Here is a 15,553-nt window from a genome sequence, read left to right as displayed (position 1 = left end):
CCGCCGTCTCCTAGACGTGAGATCACTCAGGAGGGCACCGGCCGGGGGGATGCGCCGGCGGGCAGATCGTTGCCGCGACCGGAGGACCCGGGCCGGACTCCCTGCGGATGAGATCGTGAGATACCTCTAGTAATGACTCGGAGGACGATTCCGGTGCAGCTCGTGGCCCGACGTGCGGAGCGGCGTGAGTTCGATCGATTAGTGACCTCGGCTGCCGTCGGGCGTGGCGGGGCCGTTGTGGTGGCCGGGGAGGCGGGGATCGGCAAGTCGGCGCTCGTAGACGCCGTGGTGGGGGAACTGGACGGGTTCGAGGTGCTGCGGGCCGCCGGTACGGAGTTCGAGCGGGACCTGCTCTACGCGACGCTGCACCAGCTGTGCGCCCCGGTCCTCGAATTCCGGCGCAGACTCCCCGTGGTGCAGCGGAGAGCGCTGGAGGCGGTGTTCGGCCTCGGCGCGCCCGCCTCGCCCGATCCGCTGACGGTCGGTCTCGCCGTCCTGGGGCTGCTGCACGAGGTGGCGCGGAACGGGCCCGTCTGCTGTGTGGTCGACGATGCCCAGTGGATCGACGACGCTTCGCGGCGCGTGCTGGTGTTCGTGGCCCGGCGGGTGTCCGCCGAGCGGATCGCGATGGTCTTCGCCGCCCGTGACGTCGGCTCGCCGTCCGGATTCGCCGAGCTGCCGCGGGTGCCTCTCGCGGGGCTGGGGGACGAGGACGCCCGCGCCCTGCTGGGAGCGGCGACGCACCTCGGGCCGGACACCGAGGTCATCGACCGGATCCTCGCCGAGGCGCACGGGAACCCGCTGGCGCTCCTGGAGTTCGCCCACCATGCGGAGCCGTTCGGGGTGCCCGGCCCACGGCGTTCCCGGGCCACCGTGGTGGACACGTTGGAGGCGCAGTTCGTGCACCGCTTCGAGCGGCTGCCGGACGCGACCCGGTCGCTGGTGGTGCTCGCCGCGGCGGAGCCGGTCGGCGATCTCGTCCTGCTGCGCCGCGCGGCGCGGCTCCTCGGGCTGGACGCCGCCGGGCTCACCCTCGCGGAGAACGCCGGACTCCTGGTCCTGGGACCGCGGCTGCGCTTCCGGCACCCGCTGGTGCGTTCCGCCGTCTACGCATCGGCCACCCCGGAGAAGCGCCGGAGCATGCACGGCGCTCTCGCGGAGGCGACCGATCCGGAGACCGATCCCGACCGCCGGGCGTGGCACCGGGCCCACGCGGTCATCTACGCCGAGGAGAACATCGCCGCGGAACTGGAACGGTCCGCCGACCGGGCCCGTCTGCGCGGGGGATTCGTCGCGGCCGCCGCGTTCATGGAGCGGGCGGGGCAGCTGACTCCCGCCCCGGACCGCCAGGCCGGGCGGCTGCTCGTCGCGGCCACGCTGCGGCTCCAGGCCGGGGCGCCCGACACGGCCCGCGCGCTCGTCACCCGCGCGGAACGGCGCCCCATGGGTGACGAGGACCGCGCCAGGGCGCGCGTGCTGCGGGCACGGATCGACTACCAGCGGTCCCACAGCCCGCTGGCCACCGCCCGGCTCGTCGACGTGGTCACGGAACTGGCCCCCGACCAGGCGAGGGAGACCTGCCTGGAAGCCTTCGCGTCGGTCATGTACAACGACAATCACGCGGGTCTGCTCAGGGAGCTGGGCACCCGAATACGGAAGCGGGCGCCGCGGCGGGGTGCCGCCCGGCCGGTCGATCTGCTGCTCGACGCGCTGCTGGACCAGGCCATGCTGCCCGTCGAACGGGCCGTGCCCGCGATGCGCGACGCGGTGAAGGCGTGCCGTACGGATACCCGCTCGGTCGGCCGGTGGCGGATGAACCTGCTCTGCCAGGTCGTCATCGACCTGCGGGACGACGAGGCGATGGAGGAGATCTCGGACCGCCAGGTGGACGTGGCGCGCCGCCAGGGCTCCTTCGCCTCGTTGCCGCAGGCCCTGCGGTACCAGGCGGTCGCCAGGGTCGCGGTCGGCCGGTTCGACGAGGCGGCCGACGGCCTCGGCGAGGCCCGGGCCGTCGACGAGGCGGCGGGCACGGTGCCGCTCCTGGGGCCCGAGCTGGTCCTCACCGGCTTCCGCGGTGACGCGGACCGGTTCGCCGAGCTGCGGGAGTCGCTGGGACGTGACGGGCGGCCCTTCGAAGCCGCCGGTGAGCAGTACGCCAGGGCGGTCCTGTACAACGGGCTCGGCAACTACGAAGCAGCTCTGGACGCCGCGCTGGCGGCGCAGCGCCGCCACCAGGCGGGCTCCTACTCGATCTGGGCCGTCTACACCGAGCTGGTCGAGGCCGCCGCGCGTGCCGGGCGCGGCGAGGACGCGGCCGTGGCCATGAAGCACCTGGAGACGCTGGCCCGTACGAATCCCGTCCCGTGGGCCGTCGCCGAATGGTTGCAGGCACAGGCCCTTCTGCACCAGGGCGAGGACTGCGAAGCGCTGTACCGGCAGGCCATCGACCAGTTCGCCCGGACTCGGGTCCGGGTGCTCCACGCGCGCGCCCGGCTCACGTACGGGGAGTGGCTGCGCCGGGAGAACCGGCGGGCCGAGGCCCGTGACGAACTGCGGGCAGCACACGACATGCTGTCGTGCATCGGGGCCCGCGCGTTCGCCGAGCGCGCGGCCCGCGAACTGCGCGCCACCGGCGAACAGCCGCGCCGGCAGGGTGAGGACCCGCTGGGCCGGCTCACCGCGCAGGAACGGCTCATCGCCGGGAAGGTCGCGGCCGGAGCGACGTCCAAGGAAGTGGGCGTGATGCTGTTCCTCAGCCCGCGCACCATCGACACCCACCTGCGCAACGTGTACCGCAAACTGGGTATCTCCTCGCGCCGCCAGCTCCGCGAGATGTCGCTGTGACAGCCCGGCCCCGCGGCACGTCAGCACCACCCCGGCCCCCTCGGCGCCTGCCCCGCGGGCCGCTCTCCGGGGAGCGGCCCGCGGCCGGCCGGCAGGTGCCGCGGGCATCGCCCGCCCCCCGGCCGGTTCAGGACCGGTCCCCACCGGACCGGCCGAACAGCTCGGTCTCGGCGATGGCCACCTGCGACCGCCGCGCCTTCCGTGACCGGAGGCCCCGCGTCGTAATCGGGGTACGCCGGGAACGGCACGGCCACCGCGACGTCCAGGGAGGGCTTGAGCTCGCCGCCCAGTGCGGACCAGATGCCGGCGAGGGGGCGGGCCTCGGACGGGCTGCTGCCGCCCACCGCCACCGCCACCGGCAGTGCCAGGCCGAGGCGCCCGAGCGGTTCCGGGAGTTCCCCGGCGGCGAGCAGTTCGTGGGGCAGCAGCGTGGCCAGCACCGCGGACAGCAGCCGGTGTTCGTCCTGCGGTGTCTTCGTCCAGGCCGTCACCAGATAGGAGAGCCGGGAACCAGCGCGGCGGGCGACGGCGGCGGACGACGATGTCCCGGTCGTCGCGCAGCGCCGTGCGTCCGCGCTGCCGCCGGGACACGTTCTCCTGGACGTCGTACAAGTAGGCGTTGACCACGGGCGCGTTGCGCCGGGCCGCCCAGTCACGGGCGGGCACCTCGAAGGACACCTCGATACCGGATCCGGCCAGGGCCCCGCCGCCGAGGAGGCCCTTGAGGACCTCGTCCACCTCATGAATCACTTACCCGCTCCCACCTGCGGGCCGCCCCGGCCGGCTTCCGGCGCCGGCGCTCCGCGGCCCTGTCGCCGATCGTGACCCCTGCGCCCTCCGGTGCGCACGCACACCGGGGACGGCGGCGGGGCAGCCCTCGTGCCTCAAGGGGCCGCCCCACCTGCCCGGCCGGTCAGATGTAGCCCTCACGGAGCGCGTAGGCCACCGCGTGCGAGCGGTTGCGCAGGTGCAGGCGGGTGGTGAGCCCGTGCATGACGTTCTTGACGGTGCGTTCGGAGTACGACAGCTTGGTGGCGATCTCCGAGGTGTCGAGCCCCTCGGCCACCAGCCGTACGACGTCCACCTCGCGTGACGTGAGGCCCGGGAAGGACCCCGGCCGGTCGGTGCCGCCCCGGTGCAGGCGCCCCACCTGGCCGATGAGCCGGCCCAGCAGGTCGGCGGGCAGGTCCCCGCCGCCCTCGGCCGCGGTCAGCACGGCCTGTACGAGCCGGTGTGCGGTGGCCTCGCGGCGCCAGACGATGGCTCCCGCGCCGCACTCGATCACGTCCAGGAGTTCGTTCTCCCGGATGGTTCCCACGATGAGCACCACCCGCGCTCCCTCACTGCGCACGGCCCGCCGCAGCCGGGCGAGCGCGGCCTCGTCGAGCACGTCCTCCACGAGCACGGCCACGGCGGCGGAACCGGAGTCCTCACGGAGATCGACCTCCGGATGGCGGCGCAGCTGGCTGAGGACACCTTCGCGGCTGATCGGATCGGACGCGGTGACCGCGACCCGCACCCGGCTCGCGGTGGGTACGGAAGCAGTGGCGGCCGGTTGCGAGCTGAGCAAGAGATTCCCCTGTTCTGTTCCCTGGCAGGTCCCCGGCGGGAGCGATCGGCCGGAGGGACGTGTTCCGTGCTCGTGCAACGGCCGCCTAGTGAGCACTCGTTGACGCCCACCGCGTCGCCGAATCCGCGCGGAGCCGGTAATGACTGCGGTACCGACGATGCCGACGGGAAGGGTGGGGCCGCGTCGGCGAGAACTACGTAGCCGGGGCGCTACGTAATCCGGCGTCGGGCGGGCGGGCCGCTTTTCGCGGGGCCACGACGAGGGGGACGCGCGGCTTCCCGGCCTGAGCGTACTCGCGTCCTGTCCGCCGGCGGGGAAGGGCTGGGGCTGGACGCGGAGACGGCCGTGACCGAAACCGGCCCGTGCCGGCTGCACCGCATTCGGGCGGACCGGGGGAGCCGGAGCAACGGGCCGTCCGCTCACTGAGCGGGGACTTTGTGGACGGTGGTGTCCTCGGGGGACAGCAGCCGTCCGTCCGCGGACCGCACTTCCAGTGCGCGCAGGCGCTCTCCCCGCCGGCGGTCGACCAACTCCGAGTGCGATTCGCCGGGGGTGAAGAAGTGCTGTTCGCCCCACTGCCGCAGCGCCACGATGACGGGGAAGAGCGCCTTGCCCTTCGGCGTCAGGACGTACTCGCGGTAGGCGCTGCCGTCCGAGGCCGGGACGGATTCCAGGACACCGCCGGCGACCAGGGCGCGCAGGCGTGCGGTGAGGATGTTCTTGGCGACGCCGAGGCTGCGCTGGAACTCCCCGAAGCGCCGGCTGCCGTCGAAGGCGTCCCGCACGATCAGCAGGGACCACCAGTCGCCGATCGCGTCCACCGACCGGGCGACGGGACAGTCGCTGTCGTCGAAGCGCGTCCTGGTCACCATGGCTCCCTCACTTTCACGCTCACTTGCACGACGGTTGCAACATGCTACCGCCGGAGGCTACCTTCACGCTGGTGGCAAGTTGAAACCGATTGAGATGTGTGAATGAGATGTGTGAAGGAGTGCCGATGACCGGCAACGGTGAGGCCGTGACGCGATCCGAAGCCCACGGCGGGGCAAGCTCCGCGTTCGCCCCGTCCCGCGGTCTCGTCGTCCTGTTCGCCGTCGCCTGCGGGGCCGCGGTGGCCAATGTCTACTTCTCCCAGCCGCTGCTGGTGACCATGGGTCATGACCTCGCCATGAGCCCGGCGCTCGTCGGCAGCGTGGTCACCCTCACCCACGTCGGGTACGGGCTGGGGCTCTTCTTCCTCGTGCCGCTGGGCGACGTGGCCGACCGCAGGCGGCTCGTCGTGGCCCAGTTACTGCTCCTGGTGGCGGCGCTGGCCGTGGTGGCCACCGCCCGCACGGCGGCGATCCTGCTCACGGGTATGGCCGCGACGGGTCTTCTCGCGGTCGTCACACAGACGCTGGTGGCCTTCGCGGCCTCACTGGCCCCGCCCGCCGGGCGCGGACGGGTCGTCGGACTGGTCACCAGCGGCGTGGTCATCGGAATCCTGCTCGCCCGCACCGCGTCCGGCCTCCTGGCCGACCTCGCGGGCTGGCGCTCGGTCTATCTCGCCTCGGCGTCGCTCACCACGCTGCTCGCCCTGATCCTGTACCGGGCGCTGCCACGCCATAACGGCACCCCGCCGCCGGCCCTGCGCTACGCCCAACTCCTGCGCTCCACCCTCACCTTGTTCGCGCGAGAACGACTGCTGCGGCTCCGGGCCCTGTTCGGCCTGCTGATCTTCGCGGCCTTCAGCACCCTGTGGAGCAGCGTCGCCCTGCCGCTCAGCGAGGCCCCGTACTTCCTGCCTCACCGTGCGATCGGGGCGCTGGGGCTGATCGGTGTCGTCGGCGCCCTGGCCGCGACCGTCGCGGGCCGTCTGAACGACCGCGGTCTCTCCCGGCGGACCACCGGCATCGCCCTGGCGCTGCTCGCCGTCTCCTGGCTGCCCCTGGCCTTGACGCGCAGTTCGCTCTGGGCCCTGGTCGCCGGGGTGTTCCTCCTCGACCTCGCCGTGCAGGCGGTCCATGTCACCAACCAGACCCTGATCTACGCACTGCACCCGGCCGCGGGCAGCCGGCTGATCGGCGGGTACATGGTCTTCTACGCGACCGGCAGCGCCACCGGCGCCATCGCCGCGACCTCCCTCTACGCGGTGGCCGGCTGGGGCGCCGTCTGCGTCCTGGGCGCCGCGTTCAGCTGCCTCGGGCTCGTGCTGTGGGCGTTCACCTCGTTCACCCGGCACAGCACCCCGGGCACCCCGGCGCGCGGCTCCATCGCCGCGGGCGGCGGGAGAGGGCCCGGACGCTCTGCCTGGAAGGCCTGGAAGAGGTAGGCGAGCAGGCGCCGGGAGGCGGCGAGGGCGGTTTCGCGCGGTTGTCCGGCGAGGCCGCTGTTGGCCAGGAGCAGCAGGGCGATGTCGGCGAGGTCGAAGTCGTCACGCAACTGCCCGGCGTCACGGGCGCGTTGCACCAGGCGCACCAGTTTCTCCTCGGCCCAGCGGTGTTCGTGGTCGTGATCGAGGGAATCGGGGAACCGGTCCATGAAGACGGTGGCGAAACCCCGGTCGGTGACCTGTGTGGTGCACACCTTCTCCAGCAGGACGTACAGGCCGTGCCCGGGATCGGGGTCGGCGAGGGCCTCGTCCAGCGCCGCCGCGCACAGGCCGAGCTGCTCGGCGAAGGCGGCGTCGGCGAGCGAAGCCCGCGTGGGGAAACGGCGGTAGAGGGTGGCCACACCGACGCCGGCGCGGCGGGCGACGGCGCTCATGGGGGCGTCGACGCCCCGGTCCGCGAACACCTCGCGCGCGGCTTCGAGGATGCGTTCCCGGTTGCGCCGGGCATCGGCGCGCAGGTCCGCCGGGTCCGCGCCACCGGGCGCCTCGCCGACGTGGTCGGACGGCTTGTGAGACGGCTGAGCAGGCAATGTCTCTCACTTCAACCTAAACGGACGATGGCATCCACTTATGGGCCTAGCGTGAGCGTACCAGCGGGCGTACCCAGCCCCTCCGCAGCTCCGGAACATGACAAAGGACCAGCAATGAGCGACATGCGCGCAGCCCTCTTCGACCGCTACGGCCCCCCGGAAGTCCTGTACGTGGGCAGGCGGCCGAGGCCGGTCAGCACGCCGGAGGAGGTGCTGGTCCGGGTGGACGTCGCCAGCCTCAACGGCGGCGAGCTGCTCGACCGGGCCGGGAAGACGCGCCTGGTGACCGGCCGCACCTTCCCCAAGGCGAGCGGCATCGACTTCGCCGGGGAGGTCGCCGAAGCCGGTTCGTCGGTCACCGGAGTACGGGCGGGGGACCGGGTGTGGGGGCTGTTGGGGCGCAAGCCGGGCAGCATGGCCGAGTACGTCGCCGTAAGCCCCCGCAGGATCGCCCCCGCGCCGGAGAACCTCACGCCGGTGCAGGCCGTGTCACTGCTCGCCGGCGGGACCACGGCGGTGACCGCCCTTCGCGAGAAGGCCGCCCTCGAACCCGGTGAGAGGCTCTTGGTGCGCGGGGGCAGCGGAGGCGTGGGCAGCGTCGCGGTGCAGATCGGCAAGCTCTTCGGGGCGTACGTCGTCGCTCTCGCGGGCGCGCGGAACCTCGACTTCGTCCGCGGCCTGGGCGCCGACGAAGTATGGGACTACCGGACGACCGCCCGCTCCGCGCTGGGGCGCTTCGACGTCATCCTCGACACCGTCGGCACACAGCAGTCCGGCTTCCGCCGCCTGCTGGCACCCGGCGGGCGCATGGTCGCCGTCACCATCGACTTCGACAAGCCGCTCGCCGGCCTCGCCGCCATTCTCGCCTCGACCGTCCACGGCACTGGGCGCATACGTTTCTTCAGCGGCAACCCCGACACCGAGCTGTTGACCGAGATCACCCGCTACGCGGAGCGAGGCGCCCTCGTCCCCGTCGTGGACACCGTCCACCCGCTCGACCGCATCGCCGACGCCCACCGGGCCCTGGAAGCCGGCGGCGTCCGCGGCAAGCACGTCATCCAGATCGGGTGAACGGAGAAACTCCACCGCGGCCCCCGTGAACCACTGCGTATACCAGGCCTCCGGCCCGGTGGCTCCCACTAGGCTGCTGCTCATGCCGGGGCTTCCGCAGCACACCCATGTCGAAACGGCTGTCCGCTACCACGAGGCGGTCGCCCGAGGAGCCGTGGGCGAGGAGCTGGCCCGCTTCTTCAACGAGGAGGTGGTGCAGCAGGAGTTCCCCAACCTCCTGTTCCCCGACGCAACCTGCCCGACGTGCTCCAGAGCGCTGAGCAGGGCCGGACGCTCCTCAGCCACCAGCAGTTCGACGTACACAACGCGATCGCGGCCGACGACCAGGTGGCGCTGGAGGTGACGTGGTCCGGGACGCTCGCCACTCCGGTGGGCGGCCTGTCCGCCGGCCATGTACTGCGCGCTCACATCGCGGTCTTCCTCGAATTCCGGGACGGCAGAATCCGTGCCCAGCGCAACTACGACTGCTACGAACGACTGGACCGGAACCCGAGCTCGGTGCAGCAGTGAAGGCTGCTCGCGGGCCGGTCGTCACCCACCCCGTGCGGGCGGGGGGCTTCGCTTCACTTCGCTCGCCGGCGAACACCGTATGGGCGGGCTCCCACCGGCCTGGAACCGATCCCCAGCCCGGCGTTCGCGTGCGGACCGCGGTGTGCGTCATGGGGAGACAGACCGCTCCGACCGCCGACGCCTTCTGATCGTCCGCTTCGCAGGGCTGCCGCTGTTCTGGCGGCCCGGCCTGGATGTCCGCACCGCCTCGGTCGCGGACGACCCGCACTACGGCGTGGGGAGCCCGGCGGCGTGTGCGCGTGAAGGTGAGTGGTCTCGGCCGGCCAGTACCCTGGCCAACCGGGGGGTCGGCCGGATCGGCGAGGATGACCGGGCCACCGGTGCCTGACGCGCGGAATCCCCGAACACTGGTCCTTCTTGGTGTGCCGGTCATCAGGACACGGCGGTTTACCGCTTCTTGTGCGCCGACAGGATGCCGCCCTCCGAGCGTCGGCCGGCTTCACACCCGCGGCCTGTCACTCGTGCGGGCCCGGCGGGGGAAAGGGCCCTGCTGCGGCGGACCCCAGACGATCGTGTGGGCCAGCAGGCGCAGCTTCATGCTCCGGGACCGTGCGTAGCGGCGCATCGACTCGAACGCCTCGTCGACCTGGCATTCCAGGCGTTCCGACACGATGCCCTTCGCCTGCTCGATGACGATACGGCTCTGCAACGCCTCGTTCAGGTGGTCCGCGTGCTTGCGTACGGCCCGCAGGGCTTCGACCTGGGCCCAGCCCTGGGCGGCCGCACGCGCCAGTACCTCCGCTGCCCGGACCTGCTCGCGGGCCAGCGCCCCGTACCGGTGGAAGATGCCCACGGCGCCCAGCGCGCCACCGTGGTGGCGCAGTGGCACCGCGGTGGCGGCCGTCAGACCCGCGGCCAGCGCCTGGGGTGCGATACGCGGCCAGCGGGCCCGCACCGGCAGCTGGGCCAGATCGATGTTCACCAGCGCTTCTCCGCTGCTGACGGCATCACGGCACGGCCCCTGGCCCGCCTCGGCCTGTGCCTGCTCCAGACGTTCGGTGTGCGGGCCGGAGGCGGCCGCACTCACCAGCGTGCCACCGGGCCCGCGCACCAGGACCGTGACCGCCTCCGCCCCCGGCAGACGCGCGATGTGCCCGGCCAGTTCCTTCGCCACCTGCGGCAGGTCGAGCCCACGCGCCGGCGCGTCCGTCAGCGCCAGCGCCATCTCGCTCAGCTCCTCGCCTTCCGCGTCCCACACGGTCTTCCCCTCTCCAGCTGGGCAGCCGGCCACCGTGCCCGGCTGCGTCCCTTCGGGTCTCCCGACCGGAGATCACTACGCTTCGTTTCCGTAGCGCGGCGCTGGCCGTGCGCCCCCCCCCGCTCCGCCGGGGACGGTCGTCACGTACCGGGTGTCGGCGACGATGCACCCGGGGAGCCCGGGCGTGGACGAGGCCGATGGTGGCGGCGTCGGCCAGGACCTGGGCCAGGCGTACGTCGGCATCCGGGGCGGGGGCCGACTGGGTGCGCAGGAGCAGCAGGCAGCCCAGGCTCTGGCGGCGCAGCCGCAGCGGCAGCACGTCGGCGAAGCGGAAACCGGCCGCCCGGGCCCGGGAAGAGAACGCCGGCCAGGGGCGCGTGTCGTGGTGCAGGTCGATGGCGAGCTGGGCGGTGGTGGTCCGGAAACAGGTGGCGGTGGGGCCGTCTGCGCCGACGGCGTCCAGCAGGCCCGCCAGGGCGGGGGAGGGAGTGCAGGGAGCGACGGGGTGCAGGGGCCGGCCGGGCGGTGCGAGCAGGACGGCGGCTGCGGAAACGTCCAGCAGCTGTTCGCAGCGGGTGCACAGGTGCTGGAGGAAGTCGATGACGCCGAAGTCGTCGACGACCGTGTCGGCGAGTTCCACGAAGGTCTCGGCCACCAGGCGTTCGCGGTCCATGGTGCGCATCCTCCAATCCGGTGAGATGTGGGCGCTGGTGTTCGAGGTGGCGTACGGATCTCGGCGGTTGCCCTGGTCAGGGTCGGGCGCGGTCGCGGGGGAGGACCAGCCGTCTGGCCAGGATGTCGCGGGCGACATCGGTGATCGGGCGGCCGATGGCGTAGGCGTGGGCGCGCAGCCGCATCAGGGCGGCGGCCAGCGTGACCTCCAGCTGGACGCTGAGCATGCCGGTGGCCTGGTGCACCTCCACGCGGTGCCACGCTTCCGGCCCCCACAGGCACGAGCGCGCGGGGCTGCGGTCTGCCGTATCCGGCGGTGGGCGGCGGAGCAGGAAGAGGGTCAGGTCGTCGCACAGGGCCAGCGCATCGTCGACCGTCTGTTGCCCCGGCTCATGGGCGCCGCGCCGATGGCAGGTCAGCGTCCCCACCCGCAAGGCCCCCAGTTGCAAGGGGAAGGCGAAGACCGCTCCCACACCCATGGCCTGGGCCTCGGCGGTGAACTGCGGCCACTGGGGGTGCGGGGCCCGCCCGGTGTCGGTGATCAGATTCAGCGATCCGCGCCGGACGGCGTCCAGGCCGGGGCCTTCGCCCAAGGTGAACTGGAGATCGTCCAGGTCCGCGCTGACCTGGTCGCTGAACCACACCAGCTCGGAAACGTCGAGCTCGGCAGCGTCGGCGCGCACGGAAATGGCAGCCCCGTCCGCGTCCAGCAGCTTCGCGCAGCCGGCGCACCACTGGGCCGAGGGACCGGGACCCCCGGGCTGTAGGTCCCGGCGCAACCCGTCGAAGTCGACGTCAACCATGGACGGCCCCCCGCGTCTCGCCTGCTGTCCTTCCCGTTGGCAAGTACGGTCTGTACGGAAATTATTGCCGCAGTGGCGGCGGGATGCACCGGGACTTGGCCAACTGCACGTGTCCGTCGGGCGGGCAGGGGACGGCGGACCGGACCGTGCCCGTACCGCTGCCGCGGCAAGGCCGTTGACCCGAGCGGGCGCCGGCGGCTTCTGCCGGTGGCCGTGTGCGTACAGCGGCACGCCGCGTCCCGGGGCGCGGCTCCTCTCCGCGCCCCGGGCGGGTCCGCGCCGACACAGCCGAGGTGTACGGGAGAGCCCCGGTGCGACGGACGGCGGACATGCCGGATCCGTGCGTCCGCTGCAAGGGCTGCGGATCCGGCGATCTGGGCTGCCGCTCGCATGCCACGGCAGGAGCGAGCGGTCGAAGCGGCTGACCTGGGTCCGGGGCGAGCCAGCCAACAGATTAGAACTGCCGCTCGGGCGGTTCAACAGAGAAGGCGGGCAGGGCCCGCCTGACGGTCCGGCCCGCGGACCGGGCTCACATGGTGCGGCGTTGATGGTGGGCGTCGTGGCGCAGCCGGTCGGTGTGGCTGGTGAGGGTGTGGATACGGTCGGCCAGTTCGGGGTGTGCGCCTCGCAGGTGGGGGCCGGTGGCGGCCAGGGGCGCGATGAGGCGGGCGGCGTCGTTGTCGGCGAGCGCGCGGTCGAGGCGGTCGACGGGGGTGCGGGCCGCTGCGGGGAGGTCGGTCAGAGCGGTGATCTGACCGGCCAGCCGGCGCAGCTCGGACGCGTGGTCGCGGGCCCAGGCGTTGACGGTGCGGTCGGCGGCACGCTGGTTGCGGGTGGCCTGGACGCGCTGTTCGCCGGTGGTGCCGGCGACACCGGGGCGCAGACGCAGGTAACGGCGTTCGGCGGCCTGGCGGCTGGCGACGCCCAGAGGGCGGGCGAGGTCGGCCCAGCTGGCCCCCGCCTCCCGTGCCGTCTCGATGAGGCCGGCCTCCCAGCCGGCGAGCTGTTCGCGTACCTCGCGCAGCAGCAGGAGGGAGGCCAGGGCGTGCTCCGAACGGTCGCTCACATGCGGGTCGGTGTCCGCGCCGGCGTCCGCGGTCTCGGCGGCGCGTACGGCGTCGCCGATGGCTTCCAGAGCCGCCGCGGCCGCGAGGAAGGAAGCCGGGCCGGACTTCGGGGGCGGTGTGGGCTGGTCGGCTGGGGGCACGTCGATCTCCCGCGGCAGTCACATCACTGTGTCGTCGCACTGACGACACGGGGTTTGTCATCGTTCCGACGACATGCTACAACGGTGCTCGCCGAAGCGCATCGGCAGTTCCCACTGTCTGGTTCCCGGAGGTGTTCCGCGATGTTGGTGCGCGCCGTCCCGATGAGTGAACTCGACCGTCTCGTCCAGCAGTGGGCGGGCATCACGGGTACGTGGTCGAGGCCGTCCCCGATCCCGGTCGACGCCTGGCGTGCGGGCGGGGACTACATGATCGCCTTCGACCTCCCCGGGGTGCGCCCGGAGGCCATCGACATCGGCATCGAACGGAACGAGCTGACGGTCACGGCCGAGCGCCGGCCTGCCGGACAGACCGACCAGGTGCGGATGGAGCACTCCGAGCGTCCGCTCGGCGTCTTCTCCCGTCGGCTCGTCCTGTCCGACGCGCTCGACACCGGGCGCATCGAGGCGGATTACGAGGACGGTGTGCTGACCCTGCGCGTCCCGTTCGCCGAGCGCGCCGAACCCCGCAAGATCGCTGTCGGCAGGCGGCCCCGGAGCGCGGAGACCGGCAGGACCGGCGACTGACCACGGCGCCCGGCCGTATCGGTGCCGGGCCGGCGTCCGACCGCCGTACACGGGGACCGCCCGGCGGCTCCGTCCCCGCACCGGCACACCCTGAACCCAGACCCCGCGACGCGGAAGAGACGCGGAAGGGCGGAAACCCCGCGGCGCGAAAACACGAACCCCGCGACGAGAAAGGCGGCACTCCGAGTCATGTCTCACCAGCCAGTTGCGCCCAGGCCGGTACCGGGGATGACGTACCACCAGATGCTGGAGAAGGTGCGGTACGAGGGTGCTTACCCGACCCGGGAGCGGGCCGAGGAGGTCGTCCGCGCCGTGCTGGGCGCACTGGGCCGGCAGGTGACCGGCGACGAACGCGTCGAGCTGGCCGCCCGGCTGCCCGTCGAGGCCGCCCGCGCTCTCACCGCCGAGGCCCCGGACGCCGAGCAGCTGACCGGCTGGGGTTTCGTGAAGGACCTCGCCACCCGCACCGGCGGCACCCCGGCCACCGCCCGCTGGGACGTCGGCGCCGTCCTCACCACCGTCGCCGCCATGATCGGCCCCGACCTCCTCACCCGTGTCCTCGCCCAGCTCCCCTCCGGCTACGCGCTGCTCTTCGGCCGCGCCGAACTCGTACCGGCCGCCTGACGGTCGGCGAACCCGGCCGGGCGGCTGCCGGTACCGGGCAGACCGGGCCCGGCCGGCGGCGCTCGGGCGCGGGCCGGTTCGGCGGAAGAGGCGGGAGAAAGTGTCGGCGCCACCAGACGGGGGACTCGCACCGGGTATGTCGCCGAGGCAGGGGTGGAGAGGGCATGGGATCCGGCTTCGACGTGGTGCGCCTGGTGCACGCGGCTGCTCGCCGGCGTGACCGGGCCCGGCTTCCCCAGCGAGTGTGCCTGGCGCTGTGCCGCGGCCTGCCGGTGGACGAGGTGTCCTTGTGCCTGTCGTCCACCGGCCCGGCCTGCCGGCAGCTGCTGGGGGCCTGCGGGCCAGCGGCACTGCGCCTGGAAGAGGTGCAGTTCGAAACCGGTGAAGGCCCCGGGCCCGACGCGGCAGCCACCGGCCGGCCGGTGCTCTACCCCGACCTGCGCACGCAGCCGATGCCCTACCCCTTCTTCGCCCCGCGCCTGCACGAAGAAGCCGCCCACGTCGCCGCCGTGTACGCCTTCCCCCTCACCCTCGGCACGCGCACCTTCGGCACCGCGCAATGCCTGCGCTTCGCCCCGCTGCGCCTGGACGCGATGGCCTTGGCCCACGCCGCCGCGGCCATGGACGCGGCGGCCGGTCTGGTCGCCGACTTCTGCCTCTCCCACCTCGCCGCCGACGGGGCGCCGCCTTCGGAGCCCGCCGGCACCCTGGACGCCCACTGGGACACCACCTACCGGGCCACCGGCCTGCTGGCCGACATGCTGGACACTTCCGTCACCGACGCCCTCGCACGCCTGCGTGCCCTGGCTTTCGCCACCGGCCGCCCGCTGCCCGCCCTGGCCCAGGACATCCTCCACAGCCGGCCTGCAACCCGACCGGAGTGAGTGCACCGAACGGTGCGCACCGGCCATCCACCGCCCTGTAGACGCCGACGGCGGCCTTCGGCGGCAGCCGCCGGTTACCGGGTCCGGTGGAATTCGGTGATGTGGGCGGTGGCCGCACCGCTGGTGACGAAGGGGCCGCCGGACACGGCGGCTTCCACCGCCGCCCGCAGGGCATGGAGTTGACCGACAGCGGCACGGCGCTGCTGCGAGGTGTCCGGCACGCCTTCGACGCGCTCCAGTGCGCCGTCACCGCCGCCCGCGGCACACCGCGCCCGGTCCGCCTCGGCGCCTGCCGCGGAGTACCGACGAGGTCCTCATCCGGGCCGGGACGCTGCTGACCGGCGCCGGTCTGGGATCGGTGGCGATCGAGCAGATCGACTCCGAGGAACAGGAACGGCAACTGCGCAGCGGCACACTGGATCTTGGGCTGCGGCGCCCCGCCGACGGGACCGCGCTGAGCCTCCACTTCCTGAGCGACCGGCCACTGGCGCGCTCTTGGACCCCGCGGCCGAGGTCCGCGCTCGGCGCGGGAACCGCCTGGCCTGGCGTCCGTACGGTCCTCGTCCGCCGTACGAACGCGTCACCCCGGTCGCGCGGCGTTCGAAGTGCTGCCGACAGTTCTCT

Annotated in this window: 14 protein-coding genes and 2 pseudogenes; 8 read left to right on the top strand and 8 right to left on the bottom strand. The window is 73.0% G+C overall.

All coding sequences use genetic code 11. The features are described 5' to 3' along the window. The first annotated feature begins 132 nt into the window (after positions 1-132). Positions 133-2,844 (top strand): AAA family ATPase, encoded by a 2,712-nt coding sequence (locus tag ACH4FX_RS36290; protein ID WP_398485729.1) that lies wholly within the window; start codon positions 133-135, stop codon positions 2,842-2,844. A gap of 20 nt (positions 2,845-2,864) precedes the next feature. On the opposite strand, the pseudogene ACH4FX_RS36285 reads toward ACH4FX_RS36290, so the two are convergent. From ACH4FX_RS36285 to ACH4FX_RS36275, 3 genes and pseudogenes are all read right to left on the bottom strand, one after another. After that, positions 2,865-3,594, bottom strand: a pseudogene (locus ACH4FX_RS36285) (DUF4255 domain-containing protein). A gap of 163 nt (positions 3,595-3,757) precedes the next feature. Beyond that, positions 3,758-4,414: a LuxR C-terminal-related transcriptional regulator gene (locus ACH4FX_RS36280; RefSeq protein WP_398485728.1), complete on the bottom strand. Its 657-nt coding sequence runs from the start codon at positions 4,412-4,414 to the stop codon at positions 3,758-3,760. 419 nt (positions 4,415-4,833) lie between these two features. Continuing rightward, complete coding sequence (locus ACH4FX_RS36275) at positions 4,834-5,286, bottom strand: winged helix-turn-helix transcriptional regulator (RefSeq protein WP_398485727.1); 453 nt, start codon at positions 5,284-5,286, stop codon at positions 4,834-4,836. Between the two features lie 125 nt (positions 5,287-5,411). Here ACH4FX_RS36275 and ACH4FX_RS36270 point away from each other — a divergent pair, with 125 nt between their 5' ends. Further along, positions 5,412-6,725, top strand: coding sequence for an MFS transporter (locus tag ACH4FX_RS36270; protein WP_398485726.1), 1,314 nt, complete (start codon positions 5,412-5,414; stop codon positions 6,723-6,725). Here the strand turns inward: ACH4FX_RS36270 and ACH4FX_RS36265 are convergent. Then, positions 6,662-7,315, bottom strand: a pseudogene (locus ACH4FX_RS36265) (TetR/AcrR family transcriptional regulator); the annotation flags it as partial. The gene ACH4FX_RS36270 and the pseudogene ACH4FX_RS36265 sit on opposite strands and share 64 nt — an antisense overlap. 114 nt (positions 7,316-7,429) lie before the next feature. On the opposite strand from ACH4FX_RS36265, the gene ACH4FX_RS36260 reads away from it, so the two are divergent. After that, complete coding sequence (locus ACH4FX_RS36260; RefSeq protein ID WP_398485725.1) at positions 7,430-8,386, top strand: NAD(P)-dependent alcohol dehydrogenase; 957 nt, start codon at positions 7,430-7,432, stop codon at positions 8,384-8,386. A gap of 243 nt (positions 8,387-8,629) precedes the next feature. Then, positions 8,630-8,896, top strand: a complete 267-nt coding sequence (locus ACH4FX_RS36255; protein ID WP_398485724.1) for a nuclear transport factor 2 family protein — start codon at positions 8,630-8,632, stop codon at positions 8,894-8,896. Positions 8,897-9,395: 499 nt separating this feature from the next. Here ACH4FX_RS36255 and ACH4FX_RS36250 read toward each other — a convergent pair whose 3' ends face one another. Next, positions 9,396-10,154, bottom strand: a complete 759-nt coding sequence (locus ACH4FX_RS36250) for an ANTAR domain-containing protein (protein WP_398485723.1) — start codon at positions 10,152-10,154, stop codon at positions 9,396-9,398. Positions 10,155-10,338: 184 nt separating this feature from the next. Between ACH4FX_RS36250 and ACH4FX_RS36245 the strand changes: the two genes are divergently transcribed. After that, entirely contained in the window at positions 10,339-10,851 is a 513-nt protein-coding gene (locus tag ACH4FX_RS36245) for a hypothetical protein (protein ID WP_398485722.1), read from the top strand. A 52-nt stretch (positions 10,852-10,903) separates the two neighbouring features. Here the strand turns inward: ACH4FX_RS36245 and ACH4FX_RS36240 are convergent, their stop codons facing one another. Beyond that, complete coding sequence (locus ACH4FX_RS36240; protein ID WP_398485721.1) at positions 10,904-11,629, bottom strand: ANTAR domain-containing protein; 726 nt, start codon at positions 11,627-11,629, stop codon at positions 10,904-10,906. A gap of 529 nt (positions 11,630-12,158) precedes the next feature. Continuing rightward, the gene (locus ACH4FX_RS36235) at positions 12,159-12,836 is read right to left on the bottom strand and encodes a type III effector protein (protein ID WP_398485720.1); all 678 of its coding nucleotides are present in this window, start codon (positions 12,834-12,836) and stop codon (positions 12,159-12,161) included. Between the two features lie 141 nt (positions 12,837-12,977). Between ACH4FX_RS36235 and ACH4FX_RS36230 the strand changes: the two genes are divergently transcribed. The 3 genes from ACH4FX_RS36230 to ACH4FX_RS36220 all read left to right on the top strand — a co-directional run bounded on the left by ACH4FX_RS36230 (position 12,978) and on the right by ACH4FX_RS36220 (position 14,929). Further along, positions 12,978-13,421 carry an Hsp20/alpha crystallin family protein gene (locus ACH4FX_RS36230; protein WP_398485719.1) on the top strand — a complete coding sequence of 148 codons (444 nt, stop codon included), beginning with the start codon at positions 12,978-12,980 and terminating at the stop codon, positions 13,419-13,421. A 228-nt stretch (positions 13,422-13,649) separates the two neighbouring features. After that, the gene (locus ACH4FX_RS36225; protein WP_398485718.1) at positions 13,650-14,045 is read left to right on the top strand and encodes a DUF2267 domain-containing protein; all 396 of its coding nucleotides are present in this window, start codon (positions 13,650-13,652) and stop codon (positions 14,043-14,045) included. Positions 14,046-14,209: 164 nt separating this feature from the next. After that, on the top strand, positions 14,210-14,929 hold the full coding sequence (locus tag ACH4FX_RS36220) for a GAF and ANTAR domain-containing protein (protein ID WP_398485717.1): 720 nt from the start codon (positions 14,210-14,212) through the stop codon (positions 14,927-14,929). 74 nt (positions 14,930-15,003) lie between these two features. Here the strand turns inward: ACH4FX_RS36220 and ACH4FX_RS36215 are convergent, their stop codons facing one another. Further along, positions 15,004-15,150 (bottom strand): hypothetical protein, encoded by a 147-nt coding sequence (locus ACH4FX_RS36215; RefSeq protein ID WP_398485716.1) that lies wholly within the window; start codon positions 15,148-15,150, stop codon positions 15,004-15,006. Between the last annotated feature and the right edge of the window lie 403 nt (positions 15,151-15,553).

This window comes from Streptomyces sp. NPDC018019 (assembly GCF_044327805.1).
In the GTDB taxonomy this organism is placed as follows: Bacteria; Actinomycetota; Actinomycetes; order Streptomycetales; family Streptomycetaceae; genus Streptomyces.
The sequence above is the reverse complement of the archived record's forward strand: the minus strand, read 5'-3'. Positions and strand labels throughout refer to the sequence as shown.